Origin of the sequence: Devosia sp. 1566 (assembly GCF_004005995.1) — a bacterium.
Lineage (GTDB): Bacteria > Pseudomonadota > Alphaproteobacteria > Rhizobiales > Devosiaceae > Devosia.
The window spans coordinates 2,281,604-2,297,860 of sequence record NZ_CP034767.1 but is presented as its reverse complement, the minus strand read 5'-3'; the positions used below and the strand labels follow the sequence as shown (position 1 = coordinate 2,297,860).

General features: G+C 63.1%; 14 protein-coding genes and 1 other RNA gene. 12 read left to right on the top strand and 3 right to left on the bottom strand.

What is annotated here, in order from left to right:
* Positions 1-28: 28 nt before the first annotated feature.
* The 3 genes from ELX51_RS11100 to rnpB all read left to right on the top strand — a co-directional run bounded on the left by ELX51_RS11100 (position 29) and on the right by rnpB (position 2,163).
* A complete protein-coding gene (locus ELX51_RS11100; protein ID WP_127753576.1) occupies positions 29-874 on the top strand; it encodes a hypothetical protein in 846 nt (281 codons plus the stop codon).
* 107 nt (positions 875-981) lie between these two features.
* Positions 982-1,737, top strand: a complete 756-nt coding sequence (locus ELX51_RS11095) for a DnaJ family molecular chaperone (protein ID WP_127753575.1) — start codon at positions 982-984, stop codon at positions 1,735-1,737.
* Positions 1,738-1,770: 33 nt separating this feature from the next.
* Positions 1,771-2,163, top strand: an RNA gene (rnpB, locus tag ELX51_RS11090) — RNase P RNA component class A.
* A gap of 2 nt (positions 2,164-2,165) precedes the next feature.
* On the opposite strand, the gene ELX51_RS11085 is transcribed toward rnpB, so the two are convergent.
* The 3 genes from ELX51_RS11085 to ELX51_RS11075 are packed head-to-tail and all read right to left on the bottom strand — an operon-like array spanning position 2,166 to position 5,140.
* A complete protein-coding gene (locus ELX51_RS11085) occupies positions 2,166-3,203 on the bottom strand; it encodes a histidine kinase dimerization/phosphoacceptor domain -containing protein (protein WP_127753574.1) in 1,038 nt (345 codons plus the stop codon).
* A 3-nt stretch (positions 3,204-3,206) separates the two neighbouring features.
* The gene (locus ELX51_RS11080; RefSeq protein ID WP_127753573.1) at positions 3,207-3,650 is read right to left on the bottom strand and encodes a response regulator; all 444 of its coding nucleotides are present in this window, start codon (positions 3,648-3,650) and stop codon (positions 3,207-3,209) included.
* A complete protein-coding gene (locus ELX51_RS11075; protein WP_127753572.1) occupies positions 3,647-5,140 on the bottom strand; it encodes a CHASE3 domain-containing protein in 1,494 nt (497 codons plus the stop codon). The genes ELX51_RS11080 and ELX51_RS11075 overlap by 4 nt, the downstream gene beginning before the upstream one ends.
* Before the next feature lie 219 nt (positions 5,141-5,359).
* Between ELX51_RS11075 and rsmH the strand changes: the two genes are divergently transcribed.
* The 9 genes from rsmH to murC all read left to right on the top strand — a co-directional run bounded on the left by rsmH (position 5,360) and on the right by murC (position 16,247).
* Complete coding sequence (gene rsmH / locus ELX51_RS11070) at positions 5,360-6,361, top strand: 16S rRNA (cytosine(1402)-N(4))-methyltransferase RsmH (RefSeq protein WP_248305097.1); 1,002 nt, start codon at positions 5,360-5,362, stop codon at positions 6,359-6,361.
* Positions 6,358-6,741, top strand: coding sequence for a hypothetical protein (locus tag ELX51_RS11065; protein WP_127753571.1), 384 nt, complete (start codon positions 6,358-6,360; stop codon positions 6,739-6,741). The genes rsmH and ELX51_RS11065 overlap by 4 nt, the downstream gene beginning before the upstream one ends.
* Positions 6,741-8,450, top strand: coding sequence for a penicillin-binding protein 2 (locus tag ELX51_RS11060; protein ID WP_127753570.1), 1,710 nt, complete (start codon positions 6,741-6,743; stop codon positions 8,448-8,450). The genes ELX51_RS11065 and ELX51_RS11060 overlap by 1 nt, the downstream gene beginning before the upstream one ends.
* Positions 8,451-8,474: 24 nt before the next feature.
* On the top strand, positions 8,475-9,923 hold the full coding sequence (locus ELX51_RS11055) for a UDP-N-acetylmuramoyl-L-alanyl-D-glutamate--2,6-diaminopimelate ligase (protein ID WP_248305096.1): 1,449 nt from the start codon (positions 8,475-8,477) through the stop codon (positions 9,921-9,923).
* The gene (gene murF / locus ELX51_RS11050; RefSeq protein ID WP_206524615.1) at positions 9,923-11,317 is read left to right on the top strand and encodes a UDP-N-acetylmuramoyl-tripeptide--D-alanyl-D-alanine ligase; all 1,395 of its coding nucleotides are present in this window, start codon (positions 9,923-9,925) and stop codon (positions 11,315-11,317) included. Before ELX51_RS11055 ends, murF begins: the two co-directional genes overlap by 1 nt.
* Before the next feature lie 28 nt (positions 11,318-11,345).
* Complete coding sequence (gene mraY, locus ELX51_RS11045) at positions 11,346-12,431, top strand: phospho-N-acetylmuramoyl-pentapeptide-transferase (protein WP_127753568.1); 1,086 nt, start codon at positions 11,346-11,348, stop codon at positions 12,429-12,431.
* A 128-nt stretch (positions 12,432-12,559) separates the two neighbouring features.
* Positions 12,560-13,720, top strand: a complete 1,161-nt coding sequence (locus ELX51_RS11040; RefSeq protein ID WP_127755256.1) for a putative peptidoglycan glycosyltransferase FtsW — start codon at positions 12,560-12,562, stop codon at positions 13,718-13,720.
* Positions 13,717-14,832 (top strand): undecaprenyldiphospho-muramoylpentapeptide beta-N-acetylglucosaminyltransferase, encoded by a 1,116-nt coding sequence (murG, locus tag ELX51_RS11035; protein ID WP_127753567.1) that lies wholly within the window; start codon positions 13,717-13,719, stop codon positions 14,830-14,832. The genes ELX51_RS11040 and murG overlap by 4 nt, the downstream gene beginning before the upstream one ends.
* Positions 14,829-16,247 (top strand): UDP-N-acetylmuramate--L-alanine ligase, encoded by a 1,419-nt coding sequence (gene murC / locus ELX51_RS11030; protein WP_127753566.1) that lies wholly within the window; start codon positions 14,829-14,831, stop codon positions 16,245-16,247. Before murG ends, murC begins: the two co-directional genes overlap by 4 nt.
* Positions 16,248-16,257 lie beyond the last annotated feature (10 nt).

The following is a 16,257-nucleotide window of genomic DNA, read 5'->3' as shown; positions in this document are numbered from 1 at the left end:
TGAGGGCGGGACAACAGGGTTTGAGAACATGAAATTCGATCGTCGTCTCACCAATGGCCTGGCATGGGCCGGTCTGTTTGTTGTTGTCGGCGTACCCGTCGCCGATCTGCTGTCAGCCCAGCTGCTGGGCGAGCCCGAGCGCGTGGCCGTCATCTCGCCCCAGGCGCCGATCCCCGCGCCAGCGGGCGAACGGCCCACAGCCAAGCCGGTAAAGGAAGCTGTCGCCAGCGCACCAACAACTCCGGTCGCCGCCAAGCAAGCCGCGATCGCCCCCGTCAAGGCTGAGTCGGCGGCGCCGGCCAAGGCAGCAGAGCCGGTCAAGCCCGTGGCCGAGCCCGCAAAAACCGGCAACAAGCCCGGCGATCCGGTGAACTCGTTCCTCGAGTCCGGCAAGGCGATGCCTTCCTATATCACCGAGGCCAATGCTGCGCCCCAGGCTGCCCCCGCTCAACCGACGGCTCCAGCTCCCGTTGTGGCTCCGGCTCCCGCTCCGGCCGTTGCCGCTGCGCCCCTCGAGCCTGCGGCTCCTGGAGTTGACCCCGTGGAAGTCGCTTCGCTGCCGCCCCAGAAGGTGGCACCCGTGCCGATGCCACTGTCCATGCGTCCCCCGGCGCAGATTCCCGTGGCACCGATCCGGGATGAGCCCGTGATCATTCCGCCCGATGTTGTCAGTGCCGACCGTGGCCGGATCGACGCCGACGATCTGGAGGACTGGGAGTCCGGCCCGCTCTCCGAATTCCTCAACCGGCGCCAGGGCGGATCCGGAAGGACCGCTGGCTTTGAGGAAGAATTCTATCCCGAGGAACCGGTTCGCCGGGGCCGGGATCGCCTGATCGGGCCCGTCGAGGAAGTTTATATCGTCCCCTTCCGCTGATGGGCTGGCATGCGCGGGGAGTGGTGGACGCCGCCTCGCGCCGCCGGTATTTTCCCAACCCAACTGACGAACGAGTCGTTCGCCGGACGCTGCCGAAAGGAGCCGCAATGCTGTGCTGTGTGCGCAAAGTGGAAGAGAACAAGGATCGCTGGGAGAAACTCTCGGCCTTTCTCGGCTCGTTCACGCGTCGCACTGGACTGGCCGGCTCTGTTGCCAATATCCTTGATCCCGACACCTGGCTGCCGGGCGGACGCGACGCGGCCTTTACCCTCGCGTTGATTGCGCTATCGGCCAAGATGGCGGTGGCCGATGGGGCGGTGACCGCCTCGGAAGTGCGTGCCTTCAACGCGACGGTCGAAGTCTCCCAGGAGCAGGAGCCTCAGGTTGAGCGCTTGTTCAACCTGGCCAAGCAGGATGTAGCGGGTTTTGAAAGCTATGCCCGCAAGATCGGCCGCTTTTTCGCCGACAGTCCCGACACGCTCGAGCATGTGCTCGATAGCCTGTTCTTTATCGCGACCGCCGACGGCATGGTGCATGAGGCCGAACTGGAATATCTCCACTCCGTCAGCAACATCTTCGGCTTTGATGAAGCGCGCTTCGAGCAGATCTCGGCCCAGCATGTCATGCTGGACAGCGATCTTGACCCCTATCTCGTGCTTGGCCTGACTCCCGGCGCGCCACCCGAAGAAGTGCGTCGCGTTTATCGCCTTCTTGTTGCCGAACACCACCCTGATCGTCTCATCGCCAAGGGCGTGCCCGAGGAGCTGATCGAGGTTGCTACAGCGCGCATGGCGGCGATTAATCTGGCCTATCAGGCGATTACCAAGCCACGCGTCCAGCCGCTGCTGCCCAGCAGTGCTTGACGGCACCAACGATCCGTTTCTACAAGGCCCATGCCAGTTGACCGGGTGGCCGCTGCCGGATGGGTAACCATCCGGGAGAGGAAAGTCCGGGCTCCTTCGAAACACGGTGCCGGGTAACGCCCGGCGAGGGCGACCTCAGGGAAAGTGCCACAGAAAGCAAACCGCTCCGGCGCGCCGGAGTAAGGATGAAAGGGTGCGGTAAGAGCGCACCGGGGACCCAGCAATGGGAACCGCACGGTAAACCCCACCGGGAGCAAGACCAAATAGGGATGACGCGGGGCTTCATGCCCCAGCCGGTTTTGAGGCCAGATCATCCGGGTTGGTTGCACGAGGCGCCTGGCAACAGGCGTCCTAGATGAATGGTCACCACGTACCGCGCGCAAGCGCGGTGCCCTACAGAACCCGGCTTACAGGTCAACTGGCGCCTTTTAAGAGGCAGAGAACTGGAGCGACACGCGGGTGCCGCGTCCCTCGGCCTGATAGGCGACAGTGCCCCCAAGGCCGTGGGCCATTGCCTTGACAATACGGCTGCCCAGGCCCGTGCCCTGGGGCTTGCCGGTGCCATTCCAGCCGATGCCATCGTCTTCCACCACCAGGTCGATCAGTTCGCCCTTGCGGGCAACGCTGATGCGCACTTCGCCCCCGGCATCGGCGCCATAGGCGTATTTGATGGCGTTGGTGACGAGCTCGGTCACGATAACACCCACCGAAGCGGCCTTTTCCGTGGGAATGGAGATGTTCTCGACCGCAACGAGGATGCGCGAAAGGCTGCCCGCCGCCTGCATCGAGGTTTCAAGTTCGGCGGCAAGGCTTTGCAGATATTCGCCAATATGGACCGAGCGCACATCGTCAGTGGTGTAGAGATGCCGGTGCACGCCCGCGATAGCCTGGATGCGGGCCTGGGTTTCGGCCAGCGCGCTGCGAGCTTCCTCATTGGTGATGGCATTGGCCTGCAGGCCCACCAACGCCGCCACCATCGCCAGGCTATTGGCCACGCGGTGGTTGACCTCGCCCAGCAGCGTTTCGGCGCGGTCTTTGGCCTCGCGCATTTCCTGCTCCGCCTTGGCCTTGGCGCGGTTGAGGCGTTGCAGGTCCACGGCATGGCCGATCGCGCTGGTCAGGAGTTCCAGGAAGTCCATGTCGACGGTTTTAAGGACGTAATCGGCCGCGCCCGCCTTGAGCGCCGCCACCGCCACGGCCGTTTCCACCGTGCCAGTGACATAAACCACCGCCGGCCGGTCAGGCATATCGGCCAGTTGAGCCAGAACATCGAGCCCGGTGCCGGTGGGCAGATTATGATCCAGCGCCACCACGTCGATGCCGCCTTGCGCAATGCGCGCCAGGCCTTGTTCGCCCGTCGTTGCATGCTCGAAGATATAGCCGCGTCGCTCTATTGCCTTCTGCACAAGGCGTGCAAGGCCGGCATCGTCATCGATATAGAGCACATAGGGCGTGCGGTTAGGCATGGGTCAGTCGGCTTCCGGAACCTGAATCACCGAGAAAAACAATCCCAACTGGCGAATCGCGTTGGCAAACCCGTCATAGTCGACCGGTTTGGTGATATAGACATTGGCGCCTAGATCATAGCAACGCTGGATTTCGCGCTGGTCATCAGTGGTGGTCAGCACCACGACCGGCGAGCGGCGGGTATGTTCGTTGCTCTTGACCTTCTCGAGGATGTCGACGCCGGTCATGTCGGGCAGGTTCAGATCGAGCAGGATCAGCAATTGCCGTCCGCTGCTGACTTCGCCGCTGCCATCATTGCCCATCAGATAGTTCAGCGCCGAGGTGCCGTCGGTGAAGGGGATGATCTGGTTGCTGACGCCGGCCCGCCGGATGTTCTTCTCGATCAGCCGCGCGTGCCCCTCGTCGTCCTCGATCATGACAATGGTGACGGGTGTGCCGGAGTTCATTTTGCATTGCTCCCGAGATAGCTGCGCAGATCGCGCGGCAGATTGATTCTAAAGGTCGTTCCTTTGCCCAGCTCCGAGGAGAGGGTAATTTCGCCACCCAGGCTGCGCACCATGGTGCGCACATGCGCCAGGCCGATGCCTTCGCCCGGTTGGCTCTGGCTACCAGAGCGGCGGAAAAGTTCAAAGACGCGCTCATGGTCAGTAGACGCAATGCCGCGGCCGTTATCGATCACTTCGATGTTGAGTCGGTTGCGCTCCGCGGGCAGGGCCCGGATGGCCACGGTCAGCGGTCGGCCAGGTTCCTGGTACTTGACCGCATTGTCTAGGAGATTGCCGAGCACCTGTTCCAGCGAAAGCCGGTCAGTGACGAGGCGTGCGACCTTGACCTCGGTTGTAACCGAGCCGCCATTTTCCGTCACCTGATGCTGGATGGCGCTGACCGAAGCGTCGATGATTTCGGCGAGGTTCAGTGCTTCGGGCTTGAGCTGGCGCCGGCCTTCGCGGGAAATCTTGAGGATGGCGTTGATCAGTGCATCCATCTTGCGGGTCGAAGAGCGGATAAAGCCGATCGCCTCCGGCAGGTCCTCGGTGGCGGCCAGGCGCGCCTCGGCGAATTTCGGATCGCCCGATTCTTCGCGCTCGCTCATATAGTCACGCAGGGTAGCGACGCTGGTTTCCAGTTCGCTGGTAAACCCCATGATGTTGACGAGAGGCGCGCGCAGATCATGGGTCACGATGTAGGCGAAGCGTTGGATTTCCTCATTGGCCTTGCCCAGGTCCGCGGTGCGTTCCTGCACCCGCTCCTCAAGGCTTTGATTGGCTTCTTCCACTTCGCGGCGGGCCCGGGCAATTTCCCTGGTATAGGCCAACGCTGTCCAGACTGAGCCCCCCACCACAGCAACGATCACCAGCGCGCCAAAAATGGCGACCCAACGCAGCGCGGTGGCGGCATTGCGCTGGTCGACCACGCCGGTATCGAGGCGCTCCTGTGCGCTTGCCACCAGCGCCACGAGGAAGTCGCGGGTGCGCCCCATGTTCTCATTGCCGGTGTCGCTGTTGACGATCGCCAGGGCGGCATCGCGATCGCCAGCGCGCATCAGATCAATAGTTCGGGCAAGTTCTTGCAGCTTGATGTCGATAGCAGATTGGAGTTCGACAAGGCCTTCGCGAAGCTGGGGATAGGGCGCCAGCACGGTGACGAGCCGCTGCTGCAACACGGGCAGTCGTTGAACGGCCCCGGTATAGGGTTCCAGATAGGCTTCGTTGCCTGTCAGCAGAAAACCGCGCTGCCCTGTTTCGGCATCCACCAATGCGTTGCGCAGATCGGTAGCGGCGCTGCGGATCTCGCGCGATACGACCACCTCGTTGAAATAGCCCTGGGTGCGCTCAACCAGCCAGATCGTCGTGCCGACAATGCCGACCAGTGCGAAAAAGCCTACCAACAAGAGAATGGTGGTCGCGCGAACAAAGGCATTGTTCGATATCGGCATCAAATTACCCTGAAGTGACGGTTGTTCATGGCCTAATCCGCTGGAGGGGGCAACCTTGAATTCCGCCCTCCAGGTGGGCAGGCATCGCGCGCGATGCGTCGGGTGTGATCGGCAACTTGCCGTGCGCGCGACATGGGAAACAGAATCTTAAACACACTGGTCCAAGAGTGAGCTTGGTTTGAGTGACCCGCATCGATGCGGGCGTGGAGTTATGGTCGCATGGGCAAGAGTAAGATGCCCGAAGCCAGCCAAGAGAATATGTCGCATATCCCCGTGCTCCTCGATGAGGTGCTGGCGGTGTTTGCGCCTGTTCATGGCAAGCGAATCGTTGATGGCACTTTTGGTGCCGGCGGCTATTCCCGCGCGCTCTTGGTTGCTGGAGCCGAGGTCGTGGGCATTGATCGCGATCCAAGCGTGCTGCCCTTTGCCAATGCACTGAAGGCCGACTACCCCGACCGGTTTACCTTTCTGCCGGGCACATTTTCCCAGCTTGACGATTTGGCGGGCGAGCAGGGCCCGGTTGACGGGGTGGTGCTCGATATCGGCGTCAGCTCAATGCAGCTGGACGAGGCCGAGCGCGGTTTTTCCTTCATGCGCGAGGGTCCACTCGACATGCGCATGAGCGGGGCAGGCGAAAGCGCTGCTGATCTCGTCAATGGCCTCGAGGCCGAAGCGCTTGCTAATCTGCTTTATGCCTTCGGCGAAGAACGCAAGTCGCGGCGTATCGCCCAGTTCATCGTGGCGGCCCGCCAGGAGGCGCCAATCGAAACAACTCTGCAGCTGGCCCGCATCATTGAGAAAGCCATCGGCCGCAAACCCGGCGATGCCCATCCGGCCACCCGCTCGTTCCAGGCGCTGCGTATTGCCGTCAATGCCGAGTTCGAGCAGTTGGTCCAGGGCCTGTTCGCGGCCGAGCGCCTGCTAGGTGAAGGCGGGCGGCTCGCCATCATTACCTTCCACTCCCTTGAAGACCGCATCGTCAAACGCTTCTTTGATCCCGATAAGGGCGCGCCAACTCAGTCACGGCACCTGCCGCAGGTGGTGGGCGAAGAACGGCGCTGGGTCGAAGTTGCCAAGGCGAAAAAGCCCGGCAGCGTCGAGCTTGAGCGCAACAGCCGCTCGCGGTCGGCCATTCTGCGCTGGGCGGTCCGGGGCGCTGCGCCCGCCCGTCCGGTGCGAATGGAGGGCCTTGGCGTGCCAACAATCCGGGGAAATGCATGATCCGCAACCTCAACATTCTGCTGCTGTTTTCCAGCGTGCTGATGCTTTCGGGCGTTTACGCGCTGAAATTCTCCATCGAGCACACCGCCAGCGAGCGTACGGCGCTGATCGCCCGCATCGACCAGCAGGAGGGTGACCTTTCTCTGCTCAAGGCCGATTGGGCGGTGCTCAACCAGCCCGGCCATATCGATCCGATCGTTCGTCGGCACCAGGCGGCGCTAGGCATTGTGCCGGTCAAGCAGGAGCAGTTTGGCTCGTTTGCGAGTCTCCCCATGCGGCCAGTCAAGCCCAACAGCGCCGCGCTTAACGCGCTGTTCCAATCGCTGGACGCCGGCATCGACCCCATCGACGCTATTCTCGAACTTGAGGGTATTGAGTAATGGCCTTGGCGCACGAGAATTTTGCCCCGCCCATTTCGCTCGACGGCGCACGCAAGGTCCGCGGCAATCTCACCCAGGCGCGCATTCGCTGGATGATCTTCGCGATCGTGCTGGGTTTTGCCCTGGTGAGCGCGCGGCTGGTGCAGTTGGGCATGGTCGTGCCCGACTCCACGATCGAAGGGCAGGCACGCGACCTGATCACCGCGACTCGCCCACCAATTCTTGACCGCAATGGGCTCGAAATGGCGGTCGATATTCGTGTTCCCTCGCTGTTTGCCGAGCCGCGCCGCATCATCGATGTGGAAGAAGCCGTGCAAAAACTGCGCACGGTCATCCCGGATCTCGACGAGAAGTGGCTGCGCGACCGGCTCACCGGCGACAAGGGCTTTGTTTGGCTCAAGCGCGAGCTGTCGCCCTCCATCCAGGAGCGGGTGATGCGGCTTGGCATCCCGGGCATCGACTTCATCACCGAATCCAAGCGCTTTTACCCCGGGATGACGGAAGCATCCCACATCCTGGGTTCAACCAACATCGACAACCAGGGCATCGCCGGCATCGAGCGGCACATGGATGGCGAGAACGTCGCGCTCCTGCAGGAGCTTGGCCTGGCCCGCGGCAATGCGCTGGCCCCGGTTGAGCTTTCCATCGACATGCGCGCCCAGCATGTGATGCACGAGCAGCTGATTGACGCGATGACGCGCTACCAGGCGATCGCTGCCGCCGGCATCATGCTCGATGTGCATACCGGGGAGGTCATTGCGCTCGCCTCGGTGCCCGATTTCAACCCGAATGATCCCGCATCGGCCCTGGTCAAGGACAGCTTCAACCGTATCACCGCCGGCATTTTCGAGCCCGGCTCCATCTTCAAGACCGTGACCATTGCCGGTGCACTCGATAGCGGTGCAGTATCGGTGAGCGATCAGTTCGATGCGCGCTTCGGCGTTCGCTTTGGCCGCTTCACCATCGATGACTTCCACGGCAAGCACCGCATTCTCAGCCTGCCCGAAGTTTATAAATACTCGTCCAATATCGGCACGATCCGCATCATGCAGGCCATGGGCAAGGAGCCCTATCGGCAGTTCCTGAGCACGATGGGCTTTGACCAGCGGGTACCCTTCGAGCTGCCCGAGATGCGCTTGCCAACGGTTCCCAAGCAACTGTCCGAAGTTGGCGCGGCCACCGCGTCTTTCGGTCACGGCTTATCGGTCTCCCCTCTGCACATGGCGGTAGCCTATGCAGCATTCGTCAATGGCGGCAATTACGTGCCTCCCACGCTGTACAAGCGTGACCTGGGAGAGGCCGAGTCCCTGTACCGGCGCGTCCTGCAGCCATCCACCAGTGATGCCCTGCGCTATCTCATGCGGCTTAATGCCCTTGAAGGTTCGGGCTCGCAGATGAACAAGGAAGCGCTGGGTTATCGCGTCGGCGGCAAGACCGGCACGGCCGAAAAGGTGGTTGACGGCCGCTATTCTTCCAGCAAAGTCACCAACTTCTTTGCGTCGGCTTTCCCGCTGGACAATCCACGCTATGCAATGGTGATCATGGTTGACGAGCCCAAGGCCGAAAACCCGCAGTCCGGCACCACCGCGGGCTGGAATGCCGGCACCGTCACCGGCCGCATCGTGCAGCGCGTTGCGCCCATGCTGGGCATCGCGCCCGATTTCTCCGAAGCGCTTGATCAGGCGCTGAAGCCCGCTGGCGTTTACTAAGGCCAACCACAAGGACCTGTTGCAGTGTCACTGAGCGTATCCCAGTTGCTGGAAGGATCAGGCGCCGCGCCGGTCAAGGATCTGGGTGCGGTGTTCGGCCTCAACTCGGACAGCCGGCGGATCGAGCTGGGCGAGCTGTTCTTTGCGCTCCCCGGCGCAGCGGTGCATGGCAATGCCTTTATCGCCGATGCGGTGGGGCGCGGGGCCTTGGCAGTGGTCACCGACCTCGTGCCCGCCCAAGATCCCGGCGTGCCAGTGATCGTGGTTCCCGATGTCCGCGCCGCCTATGCCCGCGCCGCCGCGCGCATCTTTGCGCCCCAGCCGCAAACCGTGGTGGCGGTCACCGGCACCAATGGCAAGACGTCCGTCGCGTCTTTCGTGCGGCAGATCTGGCAGCAGGCCGGAATTGCTGGCGCCAGCATCGGCACGCTCGGGGTGCAAACCGCCACGCGCCACATCGAGGGCAGTCTCACCACCCCCGACGCGCGATCGATCCACCAGAACATGCGCGCGCTCAAGGGGCAGGGCATCGACCATGTCGCGCTCGAAGCCTCCAGCCATGGTCTTGACCAGCGGCGTCTCGAAGGTATGCGCTTTGCCGCTGTCGCCTTCACCAACCTGACGCGCGATCATCTCGATTACCACGCCGATATGGATGAGTATCGCGCGGCTAAACTGCGGCTCTTTAGCGATCTGCTGGCCGATGGCGGCACGGCGGTGGTCTATATGGATGATCCCGGGCACGCGGCTTTCCTCGCGGCCGCGGTCGACCGGGGCGCAAAGCTGCTGGGCGTTGGCCATGCCCCCGGGGCTGCCATCCAGATCCTTTCGGTGACAACGCAGGGCTACGGGCAGCGCGTCGAGGTCCGCTTCGAAGGCGAAACCGTGAGCTTTCACCTCCCGCTCACCGGCGAATTCCAGGTCGGCAATGCCCTGGTCGCCACTGGGTTGGCGATAGCGAGTGGTGTCCCCAAGGCGCAGGCTTTCGCCGCGCTGGAGCAGCTGCGTGGCGCCAAGGGGCGCCTGGAACTCATAGCTGAGCACAATGGCGCGGCGGTGTTTGTGGATTATTCCCACACGCCCGGCGCCTTGAAGACCGCGCTCGTGGCTTTACGCCCCTATGTGACGCGTGATCTGCGTGTGGTCTTCGGCGCCGGCGGCGACCGGGACAAGGGCAAGCGTCCGCAGATGGGCGCCGTTGCCGCTGAGCTGGCGGACAAGATCATCGTCACTGACGACAATCCCCGCACCGAAGTTGCCGCCACGATCCGCGCCGAGATCATGCATGCGGTACCCCGCGCCGCAGAGATCGGCGATCGCGGCGAAGCCATCAGCACCGCCGTTGCCGCGCTCCAGCCCGGCGACGTTTTGCTCGTTGCCGGCAAGGGGCATGAGGATTACCAGATCATCGGCACGACCAAGCACCACTTCTCGGACCACCAAGCCGTGGCCGAGGCAATCAAGAGACTCTGATGCCCGCACTCTGGACCCGAGACGCCCTGTTGCAAGCCACAGGGGGGCGGATGGTGGGAACGGTTGGGGCGAGCATCGGCTCGGTCTCCATCGACTCGCGTGACCTGGGTCCCGATGCCTTGTTCGTCGCCATCAAGGGTGATCGCTTCGACGGTCATGACTTTGTGGCTCAAGCCCTGGCCAATGGCGCCGCTGCTGCATTGGTGAGCGAGGGTCGGGGCGAACAAGACGGCTGCATCGTCGTCCCCGATGCGCTGGAGGGACTGCGCGATCTCGCTCGCGCCGCCCGTGCCAGGAGCAAGGCGCTGGTGGTTGGCGTCACCGGCAGCGTTGGAAAGACCACCACCAAGGAGGCGATCCGCACCGTGCTCGAGGCGGCAGGTCCGACCCACGCATCGATCAAGAGCTTCAACAATCACTGGGGCGTGCCGCTGATGCTGGCCCGTATGCCAGCGGAAGCGCAGTTTGGCGTCTTCGAAATGGGCATGAACGCCGCCCGCGAGATCGCGCCCTTGTCGCAACTGGTGCGGCCGCATATCGCCGTCATCACCAATGTGGCCGCCGCACATTTGGAAAATCTCGGTTCTTTGGAAGCTATCGCCGCGGCCAAAGCGGAGATCTTCGAGGGTCTCGAGCCTGGCGGCACCGCGGTGCTCAATGCCGATCACCCCCAGATCGAGCTGCTGCTCGAGGCGGCACGCAAGGCGGGCGTTCAACGGGTGATCACCTATGGCTTCACCGAGGGCTGTGACTGGCGCATTCTCGAAGCGGATCTGCAGGCCGAGGGCAGCACCGCCACGCTTGAGCATGCCGGCGAGCGCATCTCGCTCCATCTCAACACTCCGGGCCGCCATATGGTGGTCAATGCCGTTGCAGCGCTGATTGTCGCTGACCTCGCCGGAATGGGCCGGGAGGCTGCCGTGGCAGCATTGGCCAGCTTTGGCGCACAGCCGGGCAGGGGGCAGCGCCTGCTCCTGGGCGATCCCGAGCGCCCGCTGCTGCTGATTGATGAAAGCTACAATGCCAACACCGCCTCGATGACCGCGGCGCTCGACGTCTTCGCGGCCCAGCCGGCACCCGGCGGCCGCAAACTGCTGGTGCTGGGCGACATGCGTGAGCTCGGGGCTCAAAGCGCTGCACTCCATGCCAGCCTCGCCGAACCAGTTCTGCGCTCGGGCGCTGAGCGTATCTACCTGGTCGGCCCCGAAATGGCCGCCCTTGCCACTACACTGGGCGCCGGGCGTGTGGCTTGCCACACACAAACGGCAGCAGAGATGGGGATGATCGTGCTCAACGATCTTGCTTCGGGCGATGCAGTTATGATCAAAGGGTCCAACGGCGTGGGGCTAGCGGGCGTCGTTGAAAAAATCCGGGGCCATTTCCACCAGAAATAGCCCACCCACGCGAGGACACCTCCCAAAAATGCTGTACTTTCTTGCCCAGTTGGGGGACACGCTCGCGGCGTTCAACGTCTTCCGCTACATCACCTTCCGCACCGCGGGGGCGGTGGTTACCGCCCTGTTCTTCGTGTTCCTGTTCGGGCCGGGGATGATCTCCCTGTTGCGCCTCAAGCAGGGCAAGGGTCAGCCGATCCGCGAAGATGGCCCCCAAGGCCACCTGCTGACCAAGAAGGGCACGCCCACCATGGGCGGGCTGATGATCCTGTCGGGCGCGGTTATATCGACCCTGCTTTGGTCAAACCTCACCAATGGCTATGTCTGGGTAGTCTTGTTCGTGACGGTCGGCTTTGGCGCCATCGGCTTTTACGATGACTATCTCAAGGTCAAGCGCATGAGCCACAAGGGTTTTGGGGGCAAGCAGCGCCTCGCCCTTGAAGCGCTCATTGGCGTTGTGGCTTGTTATGCCATCTCGCAACTCTCGCCGGGCGCGTTCTCCAATGCGCTTTTGTTCCCCTTTGCCAAGGGATTGGCGGTTGATCTTGGCATCTTCTTTGTGCTGTTCGGCGGCTTCGTGATCATGGCCGCCGGTAACTCGGTGAACCTCACCGACGGGCTGGATGGCCTCGCCATTGTGCCGGTGATGGTTGCCTCGGCCTGCTTTGCCCTGATCGCCTATCTCGTGGGTAACCAGGTCTTCTCGGATTACCTGCTGCTCAACCATGTCCCCGGCACAGCCGAACTGTCGGTGGTTTGCGGCGCCCTGATCGGGGCCGGCCTCGGCTTTTTGTGGTTCAACGCCCCGCCAGCCCAGATCTTCATGGGCGACACCGGCTCGCTCGCCTTGGGCGGCGCGCTCGGCTCAATCGCCGTCGCCACCAAGCACGAAATCGTCCTTGCCATTATTGGGGGCCTCTTCGTGCTGGAAACCGTGTCGGTGATCGTTCAGGTCGCCTCGTTCCGTCTCACCGGCAAGCGGGTGTTCCGCATGGCGCCCATCCACCACCATTTCGAGCATATGGGCTGGACGGAGAGCCAGGTCGTGATCCGGTTCTGGATCATTTCCTTCGTGCTGGCGCTAATCGGGTTGAGTTCGCTCAAGCTGCGCTAATTGGCGGCGCCGCGCCGCAGCGTGCAAGTTGTTGCAAAATGCGATGCAAGTTGGAAATCGGTAACCATCCCTGGGTTAGATATGGGGACTAGTGTTCCGTCTGGAGGCCGTGAGGCCGACTGCCCATGATGTTTTCCCGTGCCGAAAAAACACCCATCGCCGAATGGTGGTGGTCGATCGATCGCGAACTGCTTGGGGCGCTGATCCTGTTGCTGACCTGCGGCATGGTGCTGAGCTTTGCCGCCAGTCCGCCGGTGGCCGAGCGCATCGGGCTTTCCCCTTGGTTCTTCATCATTCGCCACGCCATGTTTTGTGGGCTGGCGCTGCCCGTGCTAGTCGCAACCTCCTTGTTGAGCCACCGGCAGGCGCGGGTTGGCGCTCTCATTGCGCTGGGTGTCAGCGTTGTCCTGCTCTGGGCGACCCTGAAGCTAGGCACGGAAGTGAAGGGCGCTCGGCGCTGGATCACCCTGGCGGGCCAATCCATTCAGCCTTCCGAATTCGTCAAGCCGGCCTTTGCCGTGCTGGGTGCCTGGTTGTTCTCGGAATCGATGATCCACCGCAATGTGCCGGGCAAGATCCTTGCCACCCTGATCATGCTGGTGATCGTTTGTGGCCTCTTGCTGCAGCCCGATATCGGGCAGACCGCGCTGGTACTGGCGACCTGGGCCGTGCTGCTGTTCCTGTCCGGCATTTCCTGGTTCATCATCTTTGGCCTGGCCGGTGTAGCAGCCGTGCTGCTGTTCGGCGCCTATATGTTCTTCCCGCACTTTTCACGCCGCATCGATACCTTCCTCAACCCCGATGGTGGTGGCAATACCTACCAGATCGACCGCGCCCTCCAGTCCTTGCTGGAAGGCGGCTGGTTCGGGCGGGGCCCGGGCGAATCCATTGCCAAAAAGCTCATCCCTGACGCCCATGCCGACTATGTGTTCTCCGCCGCCGCCGGTGAGTTCGGCATTCTCTTCTGCATGGTTTTGGTGGGATTGATCGGCTTTATCGTTATCCGCGCCATGCTCGGGGCGCAGCGCCAGAGCAGCCTGTTCGCCCGCCTTGCTGCCTCGACACTCGCAATCCAGTTCGCCATGCAGTCGGGCATCAACCTCGCCGTGAACCTCAACCTCGTTCCACCCAAGGGCATGACCTTGCCCTTCGTGTCCTATGGTGGCACCTCCATGATTGCGATTGCCTTTGGCATGGGGCTGATGCTCGCTTTCACCCGCACCAAGCCCGAAGAACGCCTGGCCACCGGGCTGCCCAGTTACAAGAGCGCATTGGTGCCCGCAGAATGAAAAAGTTCATGTTGATGGCCGGCGGCACGGGCGGGCACCTGTTTCCCGCCATGGCTCTGGCCCAGGAACTGCGCCGTCGTGGTCACGTCATCGAGTTGATGACCGACCATCGAGTGGAAAGCTATGGCAGCGAATTCCCCGCGCGCGAAATCCACATCGTGCCCTCCGCCACGCCCTCGACGCGCAACCCGGTCAAGTTTGCCGCGGCGGCGGTCAAGCTGAGCGGCGGCGTTGCCGTCGCCTTGCGCAAGCTGCGGCGCAGCCGACCTGATGCCGTTATTGGCTTTGGCGGCTATCCCACCTTTCCACCATTCGTCGCAGCAAGCCTTCTGGGCATTCCCGGCATCCTGCATGAGCAGAATGCCGTAATGGGTCGCGCGAACCGCGCGCTGGTGCGTTTCGCCGATCTGCTTGCCCTGAGCTTTGCCAGCACCAAATATGCCGAGGCGCTGCAGATCGAAACCGTGCTCACCGGCAATCCGGTGCGTGATCGGGTGCGCGCCGTTGCTGATCGCCCCTACGCGGCGCCTGATTCCGAGGGGCCGTTGCACCTCGTCGTGTTCGGGGGCAGCCAGGGCGCCAAGGCGCTGTCCGACATTGTCCCCGCCGCCATTGCCGAGTTGCCCGAAGCCCTGCGCCAGCGCCTTGAGGTGCTGCAGCAGTGCCGCGCCGAAGACCTCGACCGGGTGGCCGAAATTTACCGCAAGGCTCGAGTCAATGTTGAACTGGCGGCCTTTTTCGGCGACCTGCCGGAGCGCATCGCCGCCTCCCATCTGGTGATCGCCCGCTCGGGTGCATCGACGGTGGCGGAACTCTGCGTCCTCGGGCGCCCCGCAATCCTTGTGCCGCTGCCTGGCTCGATTGATGCCGATCAGAAAAACAACGCCCTCACGGTCGAAGCGGCCGGGGGCGGCTGGGTGGCCGAGCAGGCCACGCTCTCACCGCAATCGCTTGCGACACGCCTTGCCACCTTGTTGACCGACCCTTCGGCTCTTGCCACCGCAGCGGCCCGGGCCAAGGGGCTGGGCGCGCCCCATGCCGTGGAAAAACTCGCTGACCTCGCCGAAATGCTGGCGGGCAAAGACTTTCAAGAACTGGAACATACCCCATGAAAATGCCGCGCAATATCGGGCCGGTCCACTTTGTCGGCATCGGCGGCATCGGCATGAGTGGCATCGCCGAAATCCTGCACAATCAGGGCTATGTGGTGCAGGGCTCGGACGCCGCTGCCAACCCCAATGTGCAGCGCCTGCGCGACATGGGCATCCGCATCGAGATCGGCCAGCGCGCCGAAAATCTCGGTGAAGCCGCTGTTGTCGTCGTCTCTTCCGCCATCAAGAAGGACAACCCCGAGCTGGTGGCCGCCCGTGCCCGGGCGCTGCCGGTGGTGCGGCGTGCCGAGATGCTGGCCGAGATCATGCGCTTCAAGAACGCCATCGCCATCGGCGGCACCCATGGCAAGACCACGACCACGACCCTGGTGGCGACGCTGCTCGATGCCGGCGATCTCGATCCCACCGTCATCAATGGCGGCATCATCAATGCCTATGGCACTAATGCCCGGCTGGGCGCGGGCGAATGGATGGTGGTGGAGGCCGACGAGAGCGACGGCACCTTCGTCAAGCTGCCGGCCGACGTCGTCGTCGTCACCAATATCGATCCCGAGCATCTCGACCATTACCGCGACTTTGAAGGCGTCAAGCGCGCCTTCCACAACTTCGTCGAGAACGTCCCTTTTTATGGCTTTGCGGTGATGTGCCTCGATCACCCCGAAGTGCAGGCGCTGGTCGGCGAAATCCGCGACCGCCGCGTCATCACCTATGGCACCAATCCCCAGGCCGATGTGCGTCTCGTGGACCTGGAAACCGTGGATGGCGTCAGCAAGTTCTCCGTCGAGATCCGCGACCGCATCCGGCTGACCCAGTTGCGCATTGATGGGCTCGAGCTGCCCATGCCGGGCGAACACAACGCCCTCAACGCTACCGCCGCTATCGCCGTGGCCGACCAGCTGCATGTTCCGGCCGAAGCCATCCGCAAAGGCCTCAAGGGCTTTTCGGGGGTCAAGCGCCGCTTCACCAAGACCGGCGTCGTTGGCGGCGTCACCGTGATCGATGATTACGGCCACCATCCCGTCGAGATCGCCTCGGTGCTGCGCGCGGCCCGGCAATCCACCAAGCGCGACGTTATCGCCGTGGTCCAACCGCATCGCTATTCGCGCCTGCAGGATCTGTTCGACGATTTCTCTGCCTGCTTCAACGACGCCGATACCGTGATCGTCGCTCCGGTTTACGCCGCGGGCGAGCAGCCCATCCCCGGCGTTACGCACGACGAGCTGGTCAACCGTATCCGCGCCCGCGGCCACCGCGATGCTCGCGTGATCGACCGGGCCGAAGCCCTTGCGCCGCTGCTCGCCAGCCGCGTGGCCAAGGGCGACTATGTGGTGTGCCTGGGTGCCGGCAACATTACGCAATGGGCCGCCGCGCTGCCGGCGGAACTCGGCGCGCTTATGGGGGAGGATCCCCAGTGAGCCACCTCCT